This is a genomic window from Blautia sp. ZXY-1-C6 (assembly GCF_056339875.1).
This window is the reverse complement of record NZ_JBWJVQ010000189.1, coordinates 16,048-38,771: the sequence shown is the minus strand read 5'-3', so window position 1 is coordinate 38,771 and position 22,724 is coordinate 16,048. Positions and strand designations below refer to the sequence as shown.

At 42.8% G+C, this 22,724-nt stretch carries 19 protein-coding genes and 1 pseudogene; 18 read left to right on the top strand and 2 right to left on the bottom strand.

Translation table 11 applies throughout. From position 1 onward, the window contains the following. Positions 1-7: 7 nt before the first annotated feature. The 8 genes and pseudogenes from AC075J_RS10765 to AC075J_RS10730 all read left to right on the top strand — a co-directional run bounded on the left by AC075J_RS10765 (position 8) and on the right by AC075J_RS10730 (position 9,853). Positions 8-1,129 (top strand): cobalt-precorrin 5A hydrolase, encoded by a 1,122-nt coding sequence (locus AC075J_RS10765; protein ID WP_119250648.1) that lies wholly within the window; start codon positions 8-10, stop codon positions 1,127-1,129. After that, complete coding sequence (cobJ, locus tag AC075J_RS10760) at positions 1,122-1,853, top strand: precorrin-3B C(17)-methyltransferase (RefSeq protein ID WP_008704807.1); 732 nt, start codon at positions 1,122-1,124, stop codon at positions 1,851-1,853. The genes AC075J_RS10765 and cobJ overlap by 8 nt, the downstream gene beginning before the upstream one ends. Further along, positions 1,846-3,897 carry a precorrin-6A reductase gene (gene cobK, locus AC075J_RS10755; RefSeq protein WP_119250647.1) on the top strand — a complete coding sequence of 684 codons (2,052 nt, stop codon included), beginning with the start codon at positions 1,846-1,848 and terminating at the stop codon, positions 3,895-3,897. Before cobJ ends, cobK begins: the two co-directional genes overlap by 8 nt. Positions 3,898-4,019: 122 nt before the next feature. Then, positions 4,020-5,413, top strand: a pseudogene (locus AC075J_RS10750) (cobyrinate a,c-diamide synthase). Between the two features lie 4 nt (positions 5,414-5,417). Then, positions 5,418-6,395 carry an adenosylcobinamide-phosphate synthase CbiB gene (gene cbiB, locus AC075J_RS10745; RefSeq protein ID WP_055053405.1) on the top strand — a complete coding sequence of 326 codons (978 nt, stop codon included), beginning with the start codon at positions 5,418-5,420 and terminating at the stop codon, positions 6,393-6,395. A 67-nt stretch (positions 6,396-6,462) separates the two neighbouring features. Continuing rightward, positions 6,463-7,506 carry a pyridoxal phosphate-dependent aminotransferase gene (locus AC075J_RS10740; protein WP_055053406.1) on the top strand — a complete coding sequence of 348 codons (1,044 nt, stop codon included), beginning with the start codon at positions 6,463-6,465 and terminating at the stop codon, positions 7,504-7,506. Positions 7,507-7,538: 32 nt separating this feature from the next. Further along, a complete protein-coding gene (locus AC075J_RS10735) occupies positions 7,539-9,047 on the top strand; it encodes a cobyric acid synthase (RefSeq protein ID WP_055053407.1) in 1,509 nt (502 codons plus the stop codon). Positions 9,048-9,208: 161 nt separating this feature from the next. Continuing rightward, positions 9,209-9,853 carry a precorrin-8X methylmutase gene (locus AC075J_RS10730; RefSeq protein WP_008704797.1) on the top strand — a complete coding sequence of 215 codons (645 nt, stop codon included), beginning with the start codon at positions 9,209-9,211 and terminating at the stop codon, positions 9,851-9,853. On the opposite strand, the gene pdxR is transcribed toward AC075J_RS10730, so the two are convergent. Further along, the gene (gene pdxR, locus AC075J_RS10725; protein ID WP_055060046.1) at positions 9,850-11,175 is read right to left on the bottom strand and encodes a MocR-like pyridoxine biosynthesis transcription factor PdxR; all 1,326 of its coding nucleotides are present in this window, start codon (positions 11,173-11,175) and stop codon (positions 9,850-9,852) included. The genes AC075J_RS10730 and pdxR overlap by 4 nt on opposite strands. Positions 11,176-11,338: 163 nt before the next feature. On the opposite strand from pdxR, the gene AC075J_RS10720 reads away from it, so the two are divergent. The 9 genes from AC075J_RS10720 to AC075J_RS10680 all read left to right on the top strand — a co-directional run bounded on the left by AC075J_RS10720 (position 11,339) and on the right by AC075J_RS10680 (position 19,729). After that, complete coding sequence (locus tag AC075J_RS10720; protein WP_055060045.1) at positions 11,339-12,208, top strand: pyridoxamine kinase; 870 nt, start codon at positions 11,339-11,341, stop codon at positions 12,206-12,208. Positions 12,209-12,274: 66 nt separating this feature from the next. Continuing rightward, positions 12,275-12,811: a TIGR04002 family protein gene (locus AC075J_RS10715; RefSeq protein WP_008704793.1), complete on the top strand. Its 537-nt coding sequence runs from the start codon at positions 12,275-12,277 to the stop codon at positions 12,809-12,811. Between the two features lie 84 nt (positions 12,812-12,895). Continuing rightward, a complete protein-coding gene (locus AC075J_RS10710) occupies positions 12,896-13,501 on the top strand; it encodes a TIGR04100 family radical SAM protein (protein WP_008704792.1) in 606 nt (201 codons plus the stop codon). 258 nt (positions 13,502-13,759) lie between these two features. Beyond that, positions 13,760-14,065 (top strand): autorepressor SdpR family transcription factor, encoded by a 306-nt coding sequence (locus AC075J_RS10705; RefSeq protein ID WP_196801867.1) that lies wholly within the window; start codon positions 13,760-13,762, stop codon positions 14,063-14,065. Continuing rightward, on the top strand, positions 14,049-15,077 hold the full coding sequence (locus tag AC075J_RS10700) for an SdpI family protein (protein WP_055060044.1): 1,029 nt from the start codon (positions 14,049-14,051) through the stop codon (positions 15,075-15,077). Before AC075J_RS10705 ends, AC075J_RS10700 begins: the two co-directional genes overlap by 17 nt. A gap of 312 nt (positions 15,078-15,389) precedes the next feature. Beyond that, positions 15,390-16,727 (top strand): TrkH family potassium uptake protein, encoded by a 1,338-nt coding sequence (locus AC075J_RS10695; protein WP_055060043.1) that lies wholly within the window; start codon positions 15,390-15,392, stop codon positions 16,725-16,727. Between the two features lie 19 nt (positions 16,728-16,746). After that, positions 16,747-17,394 (top strand): potassium channel family protein, encoded by a 648-nt coding sequence (locus tag AC075J_RS10690; RefSeq protein ID WP_055053464.1) that lies wholly within the window; start codon positions 16,747-16,749, stop codon positions 17,392-17,394. A gap of 72 nt (positions 17,395-17,466) precedes the next feature. After that, complete coding sequence (locus tag AC075J_RS10685; RefSeq protein ID WP_055053412.1) at positions 17,467-19,032, top strand: ATP-binding protein; 1,566 nt, start codon at positions 17,467-17,469, stop codon at positions 19,030-19,032. Continuing rightward, positions 19,025-19,729 carry a response regulator gene (locus AC075J_RS10680; RefSeq protein WP_019161280.1) on the top strand — a complete coding sequence of 235 codons (705 nt, stop codon included), beginning with the start codon at positions 19,025-19,027 and terminating at the stop codon, positions 19,727-19,729. The genes AC075J_RS10685 and AC075J_RS10680 overlap by 8 nt, the downstream gene beginning before the upstream one ends. Positions 19,730-19,933: 204 nt before the next feature. Here AC075J_RS10680 and AC075J_RS10675 read toward each other — a convergent pair whose 3' ends face one another. Continuing rightward, positions 19,934-20,749, bottom strand: a complete 816-nt coding sequence (locus AC075J_RS10675) for a hypothetical protein (protein WP_055053413.1) — start codon at positions 20,747-20,749, stop codon at positions 19,934-19,936. A 207-nt stretch (positions 20,750-20,956) separates the two neighbouring features. Here AC075J_RS10675 and AC075J_RS10670 point away from each other — a divergent pair, with 207 nt between their 5' ends. Then, positions 20,957-22,657: an AAA family ATPase gene (locus AC075J_RS10670; RefSeq protein WP_022381475.1), complete on the top strand. Its 1,701-nt coding sequence runs from the start codon at positions 20,957-20,959 to the stop codon at positions 22,655-22,657. The last annotated feature ends 67 nt before the right edge of the window (positions 22,658-22,724 follow it).

Here is a 22,724-nt window from a genome sequence, read left to right as displayed (position 1 = left end):
TATAACAGTGAAGGTTGCACTTATATGCTTCAGCCTTACCGGTCAGCAGACCGGGGAGAGATTATGCCGGGGGCTGGAAGCTGCCGGTATGACAGCAGAACTGGATAAAAAAAGTAAATATCTTCCGGATTCCATTCAGATCAGTACCTCTGCATGGGCAGGAGAGAAATTTTCTGATTCAGATGCACTGATTTTTATCGGTGCCACCGGAATTGCCGTCCGCAGCATTGCGCCTTATGTAGCGTCAAAGAAGTCAGACCCTGCGGTGCTGGTCGTAGATGAGTGTGGAAAGTTTGTCATTTCCCTTCTGTCAGGACATCTGGGCGGTGCCAATGAACTGGCGCTAAAAACAGCAGAAATTCTGGAAGCAATACCAGTGGTCACAACAGCCACAGACCTGCATCACCGTTTTGCAGTAGATGTTTTTGCAAAGAAAAATAATTGCAATATCTTTAACATGAAAGCAGCAAAGGAAGTCTCTGCTGCACTTCTGGCGGGAAAGAAAGTTGGATTTTACAGTGAGTTTCCGACGGACGGCGAACTGCCGGAGGGGCTGGCCCGGTGTGACGAATATGGGAATCCTGTCAACAGTACGGATGACAGATCAGAAGAGGAAACACAGAAAAGCTCTGGTTTTGATGGAACAGGGACAGACTGTACGAATATAGACTGCGGAGTTGCAGTTACTGTACATACTTCCTGTAATCCTTTTATTTCTACCACACAGGTAGTTCCGAAATGTCTGACTCTGGGTATGGGCTGCAGGAAAGACAAGGATGCCCGTGGAATCGCAGAGGCAGCGCAGAAGGTGCTGGACAGATCCGGATTTCATAAAGAAGCATTTGAGCAGATCGCAAGCATCGATCTGAAGAAAGAAGAAAAGGGAATCCTGTCATTGTCACAGGACTGGCAGATTCCTTTTGTGACTTATACAGAAGAAGAATTAAAACAGGTGCCTGGAGAATTTACTCCCTCACCTTTTGTAAAAAAGATCACAGGTGTGGACAATGTCTGTGAGAGAAGTGCAGTCCTTGCCAGTGGAAATGGCAGACTGCTGCAGAGAAAAACAGGAGAAAATGGTGTGACCACAGCAGTGGCTGCCAGGGAATGGAGGATACATTTTGAGTAAAATATATGTAATCGGAATCGGACCGGGAGCTTATGACCAGATGACAGGAAAAGCGATCCGCGCCATGAATGAAAGTGATGCGATCATCGGATATACCGTATATGTAGACCTGGTGAAGGAATATTTTCCGGGAAAAGAATTTATGACTACACCAATGAAAAAGGAAGTGGACCGCTGTGTCCTTGCTTTTGAAGAGGCAAAGAAAGGTAAGACTGTTTCCATGATCTGCAGCGGTGATGCCGGGGTTTACGGTATGGCAGGTCTGATGTATGAGGTTGGTGTCAATTATCCGGAAACAGAACTGGAGATCATTCCGGGTGTGACAGCTGCAACAGGCGGAGCTGCTGTTCTGGGTGCACCTCTGATCCATGACTTCTGTCTGATCAGCTTAAGTGACCTTCTCACACCATGGGAAAAGATAGAGGCAAGACTTCTGGCAGCAGCTCAGGCAGATTTTGTTGTATGCCTTTATAATCCGTCAAGTAAAAAACGTCATGATTACCTGCAGAAAGCCTGTGATCTGATGATGAAATACAAATCACCGGATACCATCTGCGGAACAGTTTCCAATATCGCAAGAGAAGGCGAAGAAGCTCATGTAATGACATTAAAAGAACTGAGAGATACACAGGTGGATATGTTTACCACAGTATTTATCGGTAATTCTCAGACAAAGGAAATCAACAATAAGATGGTAACACCGAGGGGATATAGGAATGTATAAAGTTCTTGTTTTTGCGGGAACAACAGAAGGATACGAGATCTGCCGGTTTCTGGCAGATCATAAGATAGAGACAAAGGGATTTGTTGCCACAGAATATGGCAGCAAATCTCTTACAGAAAATGAATTTCTCACTGTTCAGACCGGAAGACTGGATGCAGCAGCCATGGAGGAGACCTTTTTACAGGAGAAACCGGAAATGGTGCTGGATGCCACTCATCCTTATGCTGCTGAGGTGACTGTAAATATCAGGACAGCCTGTGAGAATACGCAGACAGCATATTACAGGGTGCTGAGAGAAGCAGGAGAACATGAGGACAGGGCAGTATATGTGGACAGTGTTCAGGCTGCTACAGATTATCTGGATCAGACCCAGGGAAATGTATTGCTGACAACAGGAAGCAAGGAACTGGCCGGCTTCACAGGCATGAAGGATTATCAGAACCGTCTTTATGCAAGAGTCCTTTCTCTGCCCAATGTGATGAAAGCCTGTGCAGAGCTGGGATTTGAGGGAAAACATCTGATAGGAATGCAGGGACCTTTTTCCAGAGAGCTGAATGCTGCAATGCTCAGACAGTATGACTGCAGATATCTGGTCACAAAGGATACAGGAAAAGCAGGTGGATTTCAGGATAAGATCGATGCTGCCCTGGAATGTGATGCAGTTCCTGTGATCATCGGGCGTCCTCTGAAGGAGAAAGGAATGTCTGTGAGAGAATGTAAGAGATTTCTTACAGAACATTTCAGCTTAGCCCACAGACCGCATATTACATTGCTGGGAATTGGAATGGGAAGTCAAAAACTTCTCACTGTCCAGGGTAAGAACAGCCTGGAGCAGGCGGATCTTCTGATCGGTGCCAGGAGGATGGTGGATTCTGTGAAACGTCCGGGACAGGATGTGTTCGTGGAATACAGAAGCCAGGAGATCAGGGATTATATTGATGCACACCCGGAGTATGACAATATTGTGATTGTCCTTTCCGGAGATGTGGGCTTCTACAGTGGAGCCAGAAAACTTCTGGAAGTACTGTGTCAGGACAGTGCGGATCTGAGAGTACAGAGAAAGAACGGATCAGAGAAGAGTGAGGAAGAACGGGATAGTTCAGCACAAAATAATACAGAGATAGAGATTCAGTGTGGGATTTCCTCAGTTGTATATTTTATGTCCCAAATAGGATTGTCCTGGGATGATGCCAAAATCGTCAGTGCACATGGAAGAGGATGTAATCTTATCTCACATATCTGTTATGCGGAGAAAGTATTTTCCATACTTGGAACCTCAGACGGTGTAGCAGTTCTGGCAGAGAAACTGGTAAAATACGGGATGGGTGATGTGCTCCTTTATGTGGGAGAGAATCTGTCTTATGAAAATGAGAAGATTTTTGTAAAACCTGCCAGCGAGCTGACAGAATATAAGGGTGATCCTTTGTCCGTCATCTGTGCAGTAAATGAAAATGCAGGAACACGTCTGGAGACGCATGGGATCAGAGATGAAGAATTTATCAGAGGCAAAGCGCCTATGACAAAGGAAGAGGTGCGTACGGTATCCCTTTCCAAATTGCGGCTGACTGCTGATTCTGTCTGCTATGATGTGGGTGCAGGAACAGGCTCACTGTCAATAGAGATGGCACTTCGTGCTCATCAGGGACAGGTCTGGGCAATTGAGAAAAAGGAAGACGCAGTTGAACTGATCCACCGGAATAAGGTGAAATTTGCAGCGGATAATCTGGAGATTGTGGAAGGACTTGCACCGGAGGCTCTGAAAGATCTTCCGGTACCAACCCATGCTTTTATCGGAGGCTCGTCAGGAAATCTGAAAGAGATCGTGAAGCTGTTACTTGAAAAGAACCCTCATGTCCGGATCGTGATCAACTGTATCACTCTTGAAACTGTGTCTGAAGCATTGGAAACAGCGAAAGAGTTTGGATTTGAAGAAAATGAAATCGTGCAGCTAAGTGCGGCACGTTCAAAGGCAATCGGACGTTATCATATGATGATGGGCGAGAATCCTATTTATATTATTACACTTCAGAATCCCGGGAAATAACAAATGATGCAGATATCAGGGATTACAAATTAACAGTTAAGGAAATACAGATTAACAGTTAATAGATTGGAATGCCCTGAAATTGTTGAAAAAATATAGGACAGAAACAGAGGAGAACAGGGATGGATATTCCAAGAATACTTCTTGCAGCAGGAGCCAGCGGCAGTGGCAAAACACTGATCACCTGCGGACTTCTGCAGGCACTGGTCAATCGAAAAATGAAAGTGGCATCTTTTAAATGCGGACCGGATTATATAGATCCCATGTTTCATTCCAGAGTCATCGGGACGAAATCCCGTAATCTGGACACCTTTTTTACAGATGCCGAGACTACCCGATACCTGCTTGGAAAAAATGCAGCAGACTGCGATATTGCAGTGATGGAAGGTGTTATGGGCTATTATGACGGCGTGGGTGGAATATCCACGAAAGCAAGCGCCTATGACCTGGCAGATACCACAGATACTCCGGTCATCCTTGTGGTAAACAGCAGAGGAATGAGTATTTCCCTGGCAGCTTATATCAAAGGTTTTATGGAGTACAAAGAGAAAAGCCATATCAAAGGCGTGATCTTTAACCAGATGTCTCCCATGCTTTATCCCAGAATGAAGAAGCTGGTGGAAGAACAGCTTGAGGTGGAGGTTCTTGGATATGTGCCAAAGGTAGAGGACTGTGTGATCGAGAGCCGTCATCTGGGTCTTGTGCTTCCTGAGGAGATTTCTGATCTGAGGGAACGCTTGCAGAAGCTGGCCGGAATATTGGAAGATACACTGGAAATCGACAGATCCTTGGGCTTGCCAAAAATGCAGAGGAGCTGCAAGTGCCGGAATCTCTGATACAGAAAGACAGGACATATGGATATTGTCTGCCACAGAAGCTGCGTATCGGAGTGGCAAAGGATGAAGCCTTTTGTTTCTTCTATGAAGACAATTTCCGTCTCCTTCAGGAAATGGGGGCAGAGCTGGTTGATTTCTCGCCAATTCATGATGAACATCTTCCTGCAGATCTGGATGGGATTCTTCTTTATGGCGGTTATCCGGAATTAAATGGAGAGGCACTGGAACGCAATGCATCCATGAAAGAAGAGATTGCACAGGCAGTTAAACAGGGCATGCCATGTATGGCAGAATGCGGAGGCTTCATGTATCTTCATGAGCAGATGGAGGATATGGGCGGAGTGTTCCGGAAAACCTGCGGAGTGATCCCCGGAAAATGTTTCCGTACTCCCAGACTGACCAGATTTGGATATATCACATTAACCGCCAGGAAACCTGTTTTTGGCAGAAGTGCAGAGGAGATCGGCGAGATTCCGGCCCATGAATTCCACTATTTTGATTCTGAGAACTGTGGAAGTGACTTCCATGCGGCGAAGCCTTTAAGTAAAAGAGGCTGGGACTGTATACATAGCAGCAGTAATCTGCTGGCAGGATATCCTCATATCTATTATTATGGAAATCCCCAGATTCCCAGGGCTTTTCTCATGAAATGTCTGGAATATCATAACAAGGAGTTTTAAAAATATGTTATATTACAGTATGCCTGCCCTTGCAGCAGGCTTCATACTTGATCTTATGATAGGAGATCCCAGATGGCTGTATCATCCGGTGTGTCTGATCGGAAATCTGATCGCATTTCTGGAAAAAATACTTCGGAAGATTTTTCCGAAAACAGATAAGGGCGAACTGGCTGCAGGTATAGTGGAAGTGATCCTTGTCTGTCTGTTAAGCGGTGGAATCCCATTTCTGATCCTCCACATTCTCTATGGAATCTCAGTATGGGCGGGATTTGCACTGGAAACCTTCTGGTGTTATCAGCTTCTGGCAACGAAATCTCTGAAAACAGAGAGCATGAAAGTCTATGACAGACTGAAAAACGGAACTTTGGATGAGGCCCGTTATGCAGTATCCATGATCGTAGGCCGTGATACCCAGTCATTGACAGAGGAGGGTGTTACAAAGGCGGCAGTAGAGACTGTGGCAGAGAATGCTTCAGACGGTGTCATAGCACCGATGTTCTATATGGCAATCGGCGGAGTGTGGCTGATGTTTCTTTACAAAGGAATCAATACCATGGATTCCATGCTGGGTTATAAGAATGATAAATATCTGTATTTTGGTCGTTGCGCTGCAAAGCTGGATGATGTGGCCAATTATATTCCAGCCAGACTTTCAGGATGGCTGATGGTGGCAGCCTCTGCATTTGTAAAAATGGATGTGAAAAATGCAGCGAAGATTTACCGCAGAGACAGAAGAAATCACGCCAGCCCCAACTCTGCACAGACAGAGGCAGCAATGGCAGGTGCGCTGGAGGTACAGCTTGCAGGCAATGCTTACTATTTCGGAAAGCTTTATGAGAAACCAACCATAGGAGATGGAATCCGCCCTGTGGAGGTGGAGGATATCAGACGTTCCAATCGTCTGCTTTATGCAACAGCGATCCTGGGGGCTGTGATATTTATTCTGATCGGAAGCGCGGTGCGATATTGTTTCTTTTTATAATTCCGGTAACGTGGATTGCCGAATAGTAATTAATATAAAACATGTATAGTAAGACAGGAGACAACTGATGACAAAACATATACATGGCGGTGATGTTTATAAATATGATCACTGTCTGGATTTCTCTGCAAACTGTAATCCGTTGGGAACACCGCAGAGTGTAAAGCAGGCGATCATAGACAGCGTAGAGGACCTGAGTGATTATCCCCGTGTAGGATGCGGACCTCTGAAAGAGGCAATCGCAGATTATGAATATACAAAAAAAGAATATCTGATCTGCGGGAATGGAGCCGCAGACCTTATTTTTTCCCTCAGCAGGGCATTGAATCCAAAGAAGGCCCTTCTTCCTGCTCCTACCTTTGCGGAGTATGAACAGGCACTGGTCAGTGTTGGCTGTGAGATCAGCAGATATTATCTGAAAGAGGAAAATGATTTCTGTATACAGAAAGATTATCCGGATGTTCTGAAAAGAGAAAAGCCGGATATTATTTTCCTGTGTAATCCCAATAATCCTACAGGGATTACCATACCTCAGGACCTTCTGGAAGAAATCCTGGAAACCTGTGCCATGCAGGGAATATTTATGGTAGTAGATGAGTGCTTCCTGGATTTTGTAAAAGATCCGGAGAAATATACGCTGAAGGGAAAACTGGAAAAATATCCGGGACTTTTTATTCTTAAGGCATTTACCAAAAGATATGCGATCCCCGGTGTGCGTCTGGGCTATGGATTCTGTTCGGACAGGAAAGTACTTGACCGGATGGAGGCAGTCACCCAGCCCTGGAATGTGTCTACCATGGCACAGCAGGCAGGAATGGCAGCACTGAAGGAATCAGAATATGTGGAAGCAGGACGGCAGATCATTTTCAGGGAATCTGCATGGATGAAGGAAAAGATGAGACAGGTTGGGCTGACGGTATATCCTTCTGAAGCAAATTATATATTCTTTTACGGACCTGAGGATCTCTTTGAAAGATGTGTTGCAAAGGGGATCCTGATCCGGGATTGCAGTAACTATCTGGGGCTGAAAAAAGGATATTACCGTGTGGCAGTGAAGCTGCATGAACAGAATGAAAAGCTGATAGAGGTACTGGAAGAAGTGCTTTCATAAGTATTTATACAGGAGAAAAGGGGAAACAAAAAATGGCAAAAGCGATTATGGTGCAGGGGACAATGTCCAATGCAGGAAAAAGCCTTCTGGCAGCAGGGCTTTGCAGGATTTTTAAACAGGATGGATACAGGGTGGCACCCTTTAAATCCCAGAATATGGCACTGAACTCTTTTATTACAGAAGAGGGGCTGGAGATGGGCAGAGCTCAGGTGATGCAGGCGGAAGCAGCCGGAATTAAGCCTTCTGTGCTGATGAACCCCATTCTTCTGAAGCCTACCAATGATGTAGGCTCCCAGGTGATCGTAAACGGAGAAGTCCTGGGAACCATGAGTGCCAGAGATTATTTTAAATATAAGAAAAAGCTGGTGCCTGACATTATGAAGGCCTATGATAAACTGGCATCAGAAAATGATATCATTGTGATCGAGGGGGCCGGAAGCCCGGCGGAGATCAATCTGAAAACAGAAGATATCGTAAATATGGGAATGGCAAAGATGGCAAAGGCACCGGTGCTTCTGGTGGGAGATATTGACAGAGGTGGTGTTTTTGCACAGTTGATCGGTACAGTGGAGCTTCTGGAAGCGGATGAAAGAGAGATGGTAAAGGGTCTGATTATCAACAAATTCCGCGGCGACAAGACCATCCTTGATCCGGGAGTGCAGATGCTGGAGGAGAGAAGCCATATCCCTGTAGTGGGAGTGGCTCCGTATCTGGATATTCAGGTGGAGGATGAGGACAGCCTCACAGAAAGATTTGACAGAAAACAGGAAGTGGATCTTATTGATATTGCAGTGATCCGGGTGCCAAGGATCTCCAATTTCACAGATTTTAATCCACTGGAAAGTATCCCGGGAGTTTCCTTGAGATATGTACAGCATGTCAGTGAACTGAAAAATCCGGATATGATCATCCTTCCAGGAACAAAAAATACAATGGAAGATCTGCTGTGGATGCGGGCTAATGGTCTGGAAGCTGCAGTTTTGAAGGAAGCTGCAAAGGGTAAGATCATCTTTGGAATCTGTGGCGGTTATCAGATGCTGGGTGAGACCTTAAGTGACCCTCATCATGTGGAAGCCGGAGGAACCATCAAGGGAATGGGACTGCTTCCTATGGATACTGTTTTTGCGGAAAAGAAAACCAGAACCAGAGTTTCCGGCAGATTTCTGGAACTCGAGGGAGAGCTTCAGGCACTTTCCGGCGCAGAACTGGAGGGTTACGAGATCCATATGGGAGAAACTGTGTTAAAAGGCGAGGCCGGACACAGTGTATCCATTGAAGATCAGGTGTCAGGAGAGTGTAAGGAAGACGGTGCATACCGTAAAAATGTCTGCGGAACCTATGTCCATGGAGTTTTTGACAGGGAAGATGTGGCAGAGGCTGTTATACGTGTTCTGGGTGAGAAAAAGGGAATCGATGTATCTCAGATGACAGGAATCGATTTTGCAGCATTTAAAGAAACCCAGTATGATATCCTGGCAGCAGAACTGAGGAAGCATCTGGATATGAAGAAAATCTATGACATTCTGGAGCAGGGGATCTGATCCGGAACTATATGGTGAAAATCCAGATAAACTATAGCAATCCTCGTAAAATTTCACACTCTGATGGGCTGGATTAAGATGCATTATTTTAGAGGATTGCTATAATGAGTGATAGATGTAACTATTGTATACGGGAATTTATGGAATTTGGGAGATAAGGAATGAAAGTAGAACTGGAAAATGTAAAACCAATGGATATAGAGAAACGCAGCTTTGAGATCATCACAGAGGAACTTGGAGATAAAAAGCTGGTTCCCGGAACAGAGCTGATCGTAAAGAGATGTATTCACACAAGCGCAGACTTTGATTATGCAGAGAATCTCTGTTTCTCTGAGAATGCAGTTGAGAAAGCAATTGCTGCTATCAAAGACGGTGCCTGCATTGTGACAGATACACACATGGCAGAGTCCGGGATCAACAAGAGAGTCCTTTCCCGTTACGGCGGAGAAGTATTCTGCTTTATCTCTGACGAGGACGTAGCTGCCACAGCCAAAGCCAACGGAACCACAAGAGCTACAGCCAGCATGGATAAGGCTGCTGCCATGGGAAAGAAGCTGATCTTTGCCATCGGAAATGCCCCCACTGCGCTGGTACGTCTCTATGAACTGATTGAGGATGGCAAGCTGGATCCTGAGCTGATCATCGGTGTGCCGGTAGGCTTTGTAAACGTGGTTCAGTCCAAGGAACTGATCATGCAGGCAGACGTACCTTATATTGTAGCCAGAGGAAGAAAGGGCGGAAGCAATGTTGCCGCATGTATCTGTAATGCATTGCTTTATATGATTGATAATAACAGAGGATACTAATTCTGTATCTGACTGATATTCTTTAACAGCTTGCATGCCGGGACGAAATCTGCCACAGGCATGGAGGAGCAGGAGAGAATCAGGGTAATCTTACCGGGAGCCTCTCTCAGAAGCTGCAGGCGCAGACCATTGGTCTGTGCCTTTTTTTGAAGCTCCTGCCAGGTAAGAGTTGTGGACAGAGTCAGGGCCAGGCTGGTACCTGCGGCTCCGGTCTGGATCTGGGAATCTTTTCCAAATACTTCCCGCACAGCACTGCGGAGTGCTTTCAGCTTTACAGAATACAGACGTTTCAGCTTACGGGTCTGTGCTGCCAGGTGACCATCCCGGATAAACTGGCACAGAGCAATCTGCTCTGCCTTTGATGCTGTCTGATTATATTGGTCTGCTTTTTTTCTGTACAGTGCAGACAGCTCCGGAGGCAGGACCATAAAACTGATACGGATGGAGGGCAGCAGAAGTCTGGAAAAGGTTCCCAGATACACCACATTCTGACCGCCTGCCAGACCAAAAAGAGAAGGGGTAGGCTTCTGCAGATACACAAATTCATTTTCAAAATCATCCTCAATGACCAGACTGCCATGTGCAGCAGAGTAATTCACCAGTTCCAGGCGTCTGGAAACAGGCATAATATCACCCCATTTTGTCATATGTGCAGGGGAAACATAAATAATATCACAGTCCTTATTCCTGTAATCTACCTGAAATCCATAGTCATGGAACACAGTACTTCCCTGTACAAAAGAAGAATTGGGAAAAGAAACAGTCCGACGTTGATCAAGGAGCGGGCAGAGGATGTGCAAAAGGCTCTGGATACCTGCACCGATCACAATATCCTCCCCACTACATAGCACGTTTCTACGTTCTCTCACATAATCGGCAAGTGTATCTCTCAGGTCAGCCTCACCCTGAGGCTCTCCATAAGACAGTAATCTTTCATCCTGGCGAAGAGCGCTTTTGATATAACGTCTCCAAAGGTCAAAACGGAAACTCTCCCGATCTACTCCTGAAGATGCAAAATCAAACCGGCAAGGTGTCTGAGCATGTTTCTCTGTTTTTCTGACAGATGTGTGTTGTCTGTCAGCTATATCTGTCACATAGTATCCGCTCTGGGCTTTGGAAATAATATATCCCTCCGCAGCCAGCTGCAGATAGGCATTTTCAATGGTGGTGCGGCTCAGCTTTAGTTCCTGCGAACATTTTCGAAGAGAGGGCATCCTGCTTCCGGGCGGGAGCTTTTTCTCCATGATCAGCTCCCTGTAATAGTGGAACACCTCCAGATACAGGTGCTCCCTTTTTTTATTCTTATCTAAAATCAATTCCATATGTAAAACTCCGATCCTTCAAACATGCTGATGGCATTCTTGAATTGCTATAGGGTTAAAAATAAACTGACCCTTAAAAAAACATTAAATCTGGCTATATTCATATATCCACTGTGATGCTATATTAATACAAAGCATAAAAGAAAGCAAGAGGAATAAAAAATTGAAAAAAATTGCAGTAATTCATGATCTGTCCGGTCTGGGAAAATGCTCTCTTACAGCAGCGATTCCTGTAATTTCCGTCATGGGAGTCCAGGCTTGTCCGCTGCCCACCGCAATATTGAGTAATCAGACAGGATATGGATCTTATTTCTGGGATGATTATACAGACCGGATGGAGCTGATCATGGACGAGTGGAAAAAAACGGGATTTACACCGGATGGTGTTTATACAGGATTTCTGGGAGATGCCAGACAGGTGGATCTGATCCTGAAATTTGTAGATATGTTCTGCACAGAGGGAACACATATCCTGGTTGATCCGGTTATGGGAGACAGAGGGGAAACATACAAAACCTATTCAGAGACTCTCTGTGAAAAAATGCGGACTCTGGTCAGAGAAGCTACAGTGATTACGCCGAACCTGACAGAGGCACTTCTTCTTCTGTATGGAGAAGAGGGGATGAAAGAAAGAATGAAAGCACTTTCTGATATGGAAGAAACACAGTTGCTTAAGGAAATTGAAAAATCTGGAAGAAATCTGACTCAGCGTTTTGGGCTGGAAGCAATTGTGATCACAGGAGTAGAGGTGTCCGGCAGTGACGGCAGAGCACGAATGGGAAATCTGGTTCTGGAGAAAGAAAAAGCAGACTGGTGTTTTTCTGTAAAAGAGGGCGGCAGTTATTCCGGAACAGGAGATCTTCTGGCATCTGTACTGAGTGCGGGAATGGTGAGAGGGATTCCCATGAAAGCATGTGTGGAGAAGGCTGTTGAATTTCTGGGAGGAGCTATTCACGATGCAGTGGAAGAAGGAACTGACAGAAATGACGGAGTCTGCTTTGAAAAATATCTGGGGATACTGACACAGATATAAAACAGGAAATCATAGATACCAAATGCCGGATAGTTAAGTAAAATATATAACAGGAGGGACCATATTATGTCTGAATTAACAGCAAAAGAAAACATCAAAACAGCCGATACAGTGAAAAGGATCACAGCCACAGCGGTAATGGCAGCATTGACTACTTTAATGACAGCTTATATTTTCCATATTCCGGTAGGAGTGAACGGAGGATATGTACATCTGGGCGACACGATGATCTATCTGGCAGCAGCATTTCTGCCACTACCTTACGCATGTGCGGCAGGAGCGATCGGAGGTGGCCTGGCAGATCTTCTGACAGCACCTGTATGGGCGCCTGCAACCATAATTATCAAAATGCTGATCTGTCTTCCGTTTTCTTCTAAAGGAACAAAGCTGGTCACAAAGAGAAATGTAGTTGCATTATTCCTTGCATTCGCCATCTCAGCAACAGGATACTATATTGCAGAAGGAATTATGTTTGGATTTACAGCATCCTTCTTTACCTCTGTCAGCGGAAGTATTGTACAGTCAGGTGGAAGTGCCATTATGTTTGTGATCATCGGTACTGCACTTGATAAAATCGGATTTAAGACGAATATTGCGAAATAATACGAAAAATGAAACAACTGAATTTAACCGGATCAAGTAGCGAAGCGGATGATTTTATCCGCTTGACACTGAGGAGAATATAAAATGACAACAGATATCATATACAGATATAAAAACCAGGTATATTTTAACATCACCAATAAATGTCCATGCAGATGCACTTTCTGCATCCGAAATACAGAGGATGCTATCGGTGAGGCATCCAATCTCTGGTTTGAACATGAACCTGCATTGGAAGAGATTTACAAAGCCATTGATGAGTTTGATTTTTCTGACTGTAATGAAGTGGTTTTCTGCGGATACGGAGAACCGACCATGGCTCTTGAGAACCTTATAGCAGTAAGCAAATATATCAGGGAAAGATACCCATTCCGGATCAGGCTGAATACCAACGGATTATCTGATCTGATTCACAAACGTTCTACTGCAGAAGAAATCTGTCAGGCTGTAGACAGTATATCCATCAGCCTGAATATGCCGGATGCAGCTTCCTACAATGAAGTAGTCCGTCCAGCATACGGCGAGAAGTCCTTTGACGCCATGCTGAAATTTGCAAGAGACTGCAAGCAGTATCTTGATGATGTACGCTTCACAGTTGTAGATGTGATTGGCGAGGAAAAAGTAGAGCAGAGTAAAATCCTGGCTGCTCAGAATGGGATTCCGTTAAGAGTAAGAAAATATTCACCGTGATACAGAATAGAAAATTTCTGTTTTTGCTTTTAAATTTGCCTGAAAACTACAGCAGTCATGCACCTTACCGTGCGTGGCTGCTTATTTTTTATGTTATAGGAAATTACTCCGTAATGTTTCTATAACATAAAAAGCCTTCCGGGCAGGATGAAGTCCCCTTCTTCGAAAATTGCAAAAAGTAATAAGCAATAAGAGAGTGCACTTGACATATGATATTCTTTATACTATATTATATTTAACAATTAGGTTAAATGTTAAATGAAAGGCTGTGATGAACTATTGGGATTACAGGATACATTGAAAGCACTGGCAGATCCAATACGACGTGAGATTCTAAATTTGTTAAAGGGCGGACGGCTTTCAGCAGGAGAGATATGTGAACATTTTTCAGTGACGGGGGCGTCTATATCCAGACATCTGGCAATATTAAAGGATGCTGATCTGATCAGGAGCAAAAGGGAAGGAAAATTTATTTATTACGAACTAAATACTTCTGTATTGGAGGATGTTATGTTGTGGATCACAGACTTAAAGGGGGTATCGGATTATGAAGGAAATGATTAAAAAATATAAAGGTACATTGATCTGTTCTGTACTGGTAATGCTTGCAGGAATTTTGGTGGGTTTTACGATGGCGCAGAGCATATGGATAAACGTGTTTTTTGTAGTGACAGATTGTATACTGGTGACAATCATCTTTTATGACAACAGGAACAGACAGCAGAGCAGCAAGGTTATAGGGATGGTCATATGGATGATACCTGTTACCGCGTTAATCTATAATGGTATGGCAAGACTGATCAGTATGGATGCGGATAGTGAGAATCTGTTTATGGCAGTAATTTACTTTGGAACAGGATTACTGTTTATGATTATAGGAAATTATTTGCCAAAGGTGAAACAGAATAACACCATAGGAATCAGGGTTGTATGGACATTGCAGGATGAAGAAAACTGGAGTGCAACTCATAGATTCAGTGGAAAATTATGGGTGGCATCAGGTGTCTTATGTATGCTTTGCGGCCTTTTTGGAGAAAGCATTGCTGCTTTGGTTTTGTATATTGTGAGCATTATGGCTGCTGCAATTGTCAGCATTCTTTATTCTTATCTTTTTTATAAGAAAAAAATGGCAGCCGGAGAAAAATTAAAAATCCAGTATAACAAGAAGACAATCGTGATATATGTAATCGTATCAGTTTTTGTCGTAATATTTACTATATGGACTTTGTTCTGGGGTGGTATTGATATCAGTTTCCATGATAATGATTTTACTGTTGAGGCACAGGGATGGAGTGATTATACAGTGGATTATGAGCAGATTGACAGTATCTCATACAAAGAAAATTTATTTCAAAATGGGAATGATCGCAGAACAAATGGTATGGGAAACCTGAAGTATGGTATGGGAAATTTCAGAAATGATATTTATGGAGATTATATCCGCTACACCCATGCATCCTGCCACTCATATGTAGTTATGGATATAGGCGGAAAAATATTGGTGGTAAATGGCGTAGATGAATCAGAAACAAAGAAAATTTATGACACTCTCAGAGAGAAATGTCAGATGAATTAGTGTGTGTTTAATCGAATCAGACAAGTAGCAAAATAACAGGTATTGCGGTTATAAATCACAATACCTGTTATTTTTTGATGCGATTGCGGGTATCATGGAACCATGAAGGTGATTTCTATGATAAACAGACAGTTCTACATCAATAAGATTATGCCATATGCTGATACGTCTTGTGTAAAAGTATTGACTGTCTTTATACAATCTTAATACGGAATCATAGATTTTTATACTATCTTTGAAAGCAATTGTATATAATAAAACGCATTATGAAGATATTGCTATAGAATCATTAGTAAGGAGTTATGATCATTTATGCCGGAAAAAATGTGTAAGAAAAAACACCTGACGTCTTTTCAGCTAATTATTCTGGGATTTGCAGGTGTGATTCTTTTGGGAAGCATTTTGCTGATGCTTCCGGTTTCCTCTTTGGACAAAGTGCCGACGCCATTTCATGAGGCACTTTTTACAGCCACTTCGGCAGTATGCGTTACAGGACTTGTAGTAAAGGACAGCGGAAGTTACTGGTCTGTGTTCGGACAGACAGTTATTCTTGCGCTTATACAAATAGGTGGACTTGGAGTAGTAACCGTAGCGGCAGCGGTTTCGCTTCTTTCAGGGAAAAAAATATCTCTCATGCAAAGAAGTACAATGCAGGATGCAATTTCAGCACCTAAAGTTGGAGGAATTGTCAGACTGACAAGGTTCATTTTAAAGGGGACTCTTTTGATTGAAGCAGCAGGAGCTATGTTATTGCTGCCGGTTTTTGTATCGGATTATGGCTTAAAGGGAATCTGGATGGCAGCCTTTCATTCTGTTTCTGCTTTTTGTAATGCAGGATTTGACATTCTGGGAACAGCAGATAATGCCTTTCCGTCTCTGACGGGCTATTCCGGAAATATCCTTATAAATGTGGTAATTATGCTGCTGATCATTACAGGAGGAATTGGTTTTCTTACCTGGGATGATATTTATAGGAATAAAATGAATTTTAAACGTTACCGCATGCAAAGCAAGATTATTCTCATGACTACTGTATGCCTGATTGTTTTTCCGGCATTTTTTTTCTTTGCCTGTGATTTGAAAAACCTGCCTGCGGGAGAACGCCTGTTAGCTGCCATGTTTCAATCGGTAACTACAAGAACTGCCGGCTTTAATACCATAGACATTTCAGAGATGAGCGAGGCATCAAAAGCGGTTATGATACTGTTAATGTTGATCGGTGGTTCGCCGGGTTCTACAGCAGGAGGAATGAAAACAACTACTTTTACGGTACTGATTCTGAATGCAATTGCAACCTTTCGCAGTCAGGAAAATGCAGGGGCTTTTGGACGGAGACTGGAGTATCATGTGATAAAAAATGCAGCCACAATAGCTATGCTCTATTTTACATTATTCTTTTGTGGAGGTGTTGCAATCAGCGTATACGAAGGTCTTCCCCTTTTGGATTGTCTGTATGAAGCAGCTTCAGCTGTGGGCACGGTAGGTCTGACCTTGGGAGTCACACCGGGACTTCATGTTTTTTCACAAGTTGTGCTGATCATACTGATGTATCTGGGACGCGTAGGCGGCCTGACCCTGATTTATGCAGTATTCTCAGGAAGAAATAAGGGAAATGCAAAGCTTCCTCTGGAGAAAATCACAGTTGGATGAGAAGGAGAAAAGTAATATCATGAAGAATGTATTGATTATTGGACTTGGAAGATTTGGAAGACATATTGCCATGCAGCTGAATCAGCTTGGGCATGAAATTATGGCAGTTGACTGGAATGAAGAAAGGGTGGACAAAGTGCTTCCGTTTGTGACTAACGCCCAGATCGGGGACAGTACCAATGCTGAATTTTTACAATCCCTTGGAATTGGAAACTACGATATCTGTTTTGTGACTATTGGAGGAAGCTTTCAGAATTCTCTTGAGACCACTTCCCTTCTGAAAGAACTGGGAGCAAAACTGGTAATATCCAGAGCTGAACGTGATGTTCAGGAAAAATTTCTCTTACGCAATGGTGCAGATAAGGTGGTTTATCCGGAAAAGCAGGTTGCAAAATGGGCATCTATCCGTTACACAGATGATCATATCCTTGATTATATGGAGGTGGATGCTTCCCATGCGATTTTTGAGGTAGAAGTGCCAGAGGAATGGACTGGAAAAACTGTAGGCGGACTGGATATCAGAAAGCGTTACAATATTAATATTCTGGCAGTAAAAAATGAAGGAGAATTTAATATTGCAATTTCTCCGGATACGTATTTGGAAGAGAATAGTAAATTACTGGTGCTGGGAGAATACAGAGCTCTTCAGAAGTGCTTCCGCATATAGTAAAAAAGACTTTTGACCACAACACAGCCCCATGATATAATTTTCAAAACAGTAAAAAAGGTGGGGGACAGGATGAGTTTAAAAAATGTGAATCATCAGAAACGGTCATTTACATGGTCTATGGAAAAACCGTCTGCAAAGGATTATTTTCTGACGGTATTTATATTTGCGGTATGCACTTTAATTGGTCTGTTGTTTCAGAAACTGAATTTTACGGATACGAATATTGTAACCATATATATTCTGGGGGTTTTGCTTACTTCGATTGTGACAGATGGCTATCTTTGCAGTGTGGCAGGCTCTTTCTTAAGTGTATTTTTATTTTGTTTTTTTCTGACAGAACCAAGGATGTCTTTCAAAACCTATGCGGTGGGTTATCCGGTGACATTTTTCATAATGCTTATTTCATCCGTACTTACGGGAGCACTTGCAGCAAAGCTGAAAACACATGCAAAGCTGTCTACACAGCTTGCCTTTCGTGCACAGATTCTGTTCGATACAGACCGTCTGCTGCAAAAGGCAAAAGGAGAAACAGAGATTCTTGATGTCACCTGTACACAGCTTCTCCGTTTATTAAACCGCAATATTACAGCATATGTAGTAGAAAATGGAACTTTATCAGAGGGAAAGCTTTTCTCCGGGGAAAAAGAGGACACAGAAGATTTTTTGATACCAGAAGAGCAGCAGATAGCCAAATGGGTCTGTGAAAACAGACAGCATGCCGGTGCGTCCACACACCATTTTCCTCAGGCTAAATGTTTATATCTGGCAATCCGAAGCGGGGATAATGTTTACGGTGTGATCGGGATACCATTGCAAAAAGAAACACTGGACACTTTTGAATACAGCATCCTGTTGTCTGTAATAAATGAATGTGCGCTTGCAATGGAAAATGCGAAAAATGCATTAGAAAAAGAAAAAAATGCAGTTATAGCCAAAAATGAACAGTTGCGGGCAGATCTTCTTCGGGCGATTTCGCATGATCTTCGTACGCCGCTTTGCTCCATTTCCGGTAATGCAGATATGCTGCTTGGCAATAGTGACCGTCTGGACGAAGCTACAAAACATCAGATTTATAGCGATATCTATGATGATTCTGAATGGCTGATCGGAGTTGTGGAGAATCTGCTTTCCATTACCAGACTGAATGACGGAAGACTGAAATTTAAATTTACAGACCAGCTTCTGGATGAGGTGATTGCAGAATCCCTGAGGCATATCAGCCGGAAACATGATGATTATAAAATTGTGACAGACTGCGAAGAACTTGTTCTTGCACGTATGGATGTACGTCTTATTATGCAGGTTCTGGTAAATTTAATTGATAATGCAATAAAATATACACCGCCGGGTTCTGTGATCTGTATTCGGGGAACGAAAACAGATGGGAAAGCGCAGATAAGTGTGGAAGATAATGGCCCGGGAATTCCGGAAGAAATGAAGTCACATATTTTTGAGATGTTTTATACAGGGAAAACGACAGTTGCGGATAGTCACCGAAGTCTGGGACTTGGACTGGCACTTTGCCACTCTATTATAGAAGCACATGAAGGAACCCTGGTTTTGACAGATCATGATCCTCATGGATGCAATTTTACTTTTACTTTACCCTTAAGCGAGGTGACATTAAATGAATAAAACATTAATTCTGGTGGTTGAGGATGACAGACCCATACGCAATCTGATCGTTACTACATTAAAAACACATGACTATAAATATCTGGCTGCAGAAAACGGATCTTCAGCCATTCTGGAAGCTTCGTCCCACAATCCGGATATTGTTCTTCTGGATCTGGGGCTTCCTGATATGGAAGGGGTAGAAGTGATAAAAAAAATCCGTACCTGGTCGAATATGCCGATTATTGTGATCAGCGCCAGAAGTGAGGACACAGATAAAATAGAGGCGCTGGATGCAGGAGCAGATGATTATATTACGAAACCGTTCTCTGTTGAAGAATTACTTGCGCGTATCCGTGTCACCCAGAGGAGACTTGCGGTTATGCAGAGCGGAGAGCAGATAGAAAGCTCTGTTTTTGAGAATGGTGGATTAAAGATAGACTATACGGCAGGCTGTACATATCTGAAGGGAGAGGAATTGCATCTGACACCTATAGAATATAAGTTGCTCTGTCTTTTGTCCCGCAATGTGGGAAAGGTATTGACACATACCTATATTACCCAGCAGATTTGGGGACGATGTTCGGATAATGATGTTGCTTCTCTTAGAGTTTTTATGGCAACATTGCGGAAAAAACTGGAGCCTGAGAAAAATGGAGTGCAATACATCCAGACACATATTGGCATTGGATATCGCATGCTTAGAATTGAGAAGTAAAAAGCTAGTACATCGTTTCGTAAATAACTATACCAATCCGCATCCTACGCGATTGGTATAGTTATTTCGAAAACGATGTACTAGATACGGAGTATGTCACAGAGGATATCGCCCAACCATCTGATTTAATGATACAACAATATCTTATTTTTATAGCAATCCTCGTAAATAATGCATTTAAGAGGATTGCTATAGATTTATTTCTCATAATATAATAAGAAGGAACCCTCCCAATATTAACAGCAATGAGGAAACAACTGAAAAGATCTGGGCTCCTACACCTGGGGTGCCGCCCTGTTTGATCGCTTCATCGCGGTCAAGTTTATTTTTCATCAGATTCTCTGTGATTCCGGGTGCGGATTTGAGAGTCTGTCCGTCCTGTATGCCGATAGCAGTTACGGTTTGCCCTGTTTCGAAATCAGCAGCAGAATAATAATAACGAACATCATATTCTTTATGTGAACGTGTCGTCTGGTTCGATGGTTCTATAAAATGCTTCTGTGTATAGGTGTTATCCGGTACATATGTATAACCGGCAGATGATAATGCTGCCTTGTCGTAATCTTCCCAGGTTTTGGTCAGCATAATATCATCAATAAAATCCTGCGAAAGTGCATAATTTCCAATTTTCCCCTGGCCTGATACCGGCATGCTGCTGAAAGATGAATTCCATTCCAGAACGCCATATTTCTTTTCGTCGTCAGTCATTGCCTCCTTCTTTTTGGAAGAAGATTTTGTTAATTTCATTGTCTGTTTTGAACTTGAAATGCGGATGCTGTCAAAGTCCAGTCCAAGCTCATCATCATGTGCCGGTTTAGTCAGCTCGAATGTGCCGCATACAATGACTGTCTTTCCATCGTTTTCCGGGTCGATCGTATCTGCTGCATCAACGTAAACTGCGTCTTTCAGAGCTGCTTTTGTTTTGGGGTTATCCACAAAGATCATCTTTAAAGCAGATACAAAAAATAATATTCCGATTATTACAAGGAGAATCCCTCCTGCTTTCTTCAATATCTTCATAATTTTCATCACCTTCCATTTCTGTTAATATTTTCTGCAAGTATCTCAATCATATTATTACATATTTTACTTCGCTTGCCACTGTCACTTGCGATAGTAACAGGTTACATTATTTTCTGGAATTACGATAGGATTCATGATATTATAAACAGTAATAAGACGGATAACAATAAGAAGGTATGCTTTATAAATGGAAGGGGATATAAGATGGCAGGATTAAAAAAACTTCCAATTGGAATTGAGAATTTTGAAGAGATGCGTCGGGAAGATTTCTATTATGTAGATAAGTCACATGTAATTGAACAATTGCTTACCCAGTGGGGAAAGGTAAACCTGTTTACCCGTCCGAGACGCTTTGGAAAATCCCTGAATATGAGTATGCTCCAGAGTTTTTTTGAGATTGGAAAAGATAAGACTCTGTTTGATGGGCTGAGGATTTCAGATAATCAGGAATTATGTGAAAAATATCAGGGAAAATTTCCGGTGGTTTCTGTCAGTCTGAAGGGAATTAATGGTGCCACATATGAGGAAGCCCGAAGATTTCTCATAAAAACAATCAATGAAGAAGCCCGCAGACTATCCGTACTTTCAGACAGCACAGAGCTTGATGAAACAGATCACGAATTACTGACACAGTTAAAGAAAAAAGAAATGACAAACGATTCTCTGGTGTACAGTATCCGTGAGCTGACAGAATTGCTGGAAAAGCACTATGGCAGCAAAGTAATTGTTCTGATCGATGAGTATGACGTACCTCTGGCAAAGGCAAATGAAAATGGCTATTATGATGAAATGGTATTGCTGATCCGTAATTTATTTGAGAATGCATTAAAAACCAACAGCAGTCTGAAATTCGCAGTGCTGACAGGATGCCTGCGGATTGCAAAAGAAAGCATTTTTACAGGTCTTAACAACTTTAAGGTTTATTCCATTACAGATAAGAGTTTTGATGAAACATTTGGATTTACAGATGCGGAAGTAAAGGAACTCCTCCGGTATTATGGACAGGAAAAATATTATGAGACAGTGAAAGAGTGGTATGACGGCTACCGGTTTGGAAATGTGGATGTTTATTGTCCATGGGATGTGATCAATTTCTGCAGCGATCATCTGGCAGATCCCGGGCTGGAACCGAAGAATTACTGGGCGAATACAAGTGGAAACAGTGTGATCAGCCATTTCATTGACAGTGTGGGAAAACCACAGAAGCTGACCAGAATGGAACTGGAACAGCTGGTAAATGGAGGGATTGTCCAGAAAGAAATTAATTCTGAGCTTACCTATAAGGAATTATATTCTTCCATAGACAATCTGTGGAGTACACTTTTTATGACAGGATATCTGACACAGAGAGGGGAACCCAGTGGCAACAGGTATAATCTGGTCATTCCCAATAGAGAAATCCGAAATATTATCACCAACCATATTCTGAAAATGTTCAAAGAAAATGTAAAGGACGATGGAAAAACAGTCAGTGATTTGTGTGATGCACTGCTGAACCAAAATCCGGAAAAAGTAGAGTTGATTTTTACAGAATATATGAAGAAAACGATCAGCATAAGAGATACCTTTGCGCAGAAACCAACGAAAGAAAATTTCTATCATGGATTGCTGCTGGGGATTCTGGGATTCAAAGAGAACTGGTCAGTAATGTCCAATCGGGAATCAGGAGATGGATTCGGGGATATTCTGATCCGTATAGAGGATGAAGATGTGGGGATTGTGATCGAAGTAAAATATGCAGATGACGGAAATCTTCAGGGAGAGTGCGAAAAAGCACTTCAGCAGATTATAGATATCAGATATACTGAGGCGTTGGAACAGGAAGGAATTCATACAATCATAAAATATGGAATCGCCTGTTACAGAAAGAAATGTAAAGTTTTGATGAGAATAGATAAACAGTAAACACAGAATATTCTGACCTCATTACCGGATGCAGAACGAACGGTAATGAGGTCTTGTCACGTTATCC

Coding starts and splice junctions, on each gene's coding strand:
- AC075J_RS10735 (WP_055053407.1), top strand. CDS start 7,539: ATGGCAAAAGCGATTATGGTGCAGGGGACAATGTCCAATGCAGGAAAA.
- AC075J_RS10705 (WP_196801867.1), top strand. CDS start 13,760: ATGAAAGGCTGTGATGAACTATTGGGATTACAGGATACATTGAAAGCA.
- cbiB (WP_055053405.1), top strand. CDS start 5,418: ATGTTATATTACAGTATGCCTGCCCTTGCAGCAGGCTTCATACTTGAT.
- AC075J_RS10740 (WP_055053406.1), top strand. CDS start 6,463: ATGACAAAACATATACATGGCGGTGATGTTTATAAATATGATCACTGT.
- AC075J_RS10710 (WP_008704792.1), top strand. CDS start 12,896: ATGACAACAGATATCATATACAGATATAAAAACCAGGTATATTTTAAC.
- AC075J_RS10690 (WP_055053464.1), top strand. CDS start 16,747: ATGAAGAATGTATTGATTATTGGACTTGGAAGATTTGGAAGACATATT.
- AC075J_RS10670 (WP_022381475.1), top strand. CDS start 20,957: ATGGCAGGATTAAAAAAACTTCCAATTGGAATTGAGAATTTTGAAGAG.
- pdxR (WP_055060046.1), bottom strand. CDS start 11,175: ATGGAATTGATTTTAGATAAGAATAAAAAAAGGGAGCACCTGTATCTG.
- AC075J_RS10700 (WP_055060044.1), top strand. CDS start 14,049: ATGAAGGAAATGATTAAAAAATATAAAGGTACATTGATCTGTTCTGTA.
- AC075J_RS10695 (WP_055060043.1), top strand. CDS start 15,390: ATGCCGGAAAAAATGTGTAAGAAAAAACACCTGACGTCTTTTCAGCTA.
- AC075J_RS10730 (WP_008704797.1), top strand. CDS start 9,209: ATGAAAGTAGAACTGGAAAATGTAAAACCAATGGATATAGAGAAACGC.
- cobK (WP_119250647.1), top strand. CDS start 1,846: ATGTATAAAGTTCTTGTTTTTGCGGGAACAACAGAAGGATACGAGATC.
- AC075J_RS10715 (WP_008704793.1), top strand. CDS start 12,275: ATGTCTGAATTAACAGCAAAAGAAAACATCAAAACAGCCGATACAGTG.
- AC075J_RS10675 (WP_055053413.1), bottom strand. CDS start 20,749: ATGAAGATATTGAAGAAAGCAGGAGGGATTCTCCTTGTAATAATCGGA.
- AC075J_RS10685 (WP_055053412.1), top strand. CDS start 17,467: ATGAGTTTAAAAAATGTGAATCATCAGAAACGGTCATTTACATGGTCT.
- AC075J_RS10680 (WP_019161280.1), top strand. CDS start 19,025: ATGAATAAAACATTAATTCTGGTGGTTGAGGATGACAGACCCATACGC.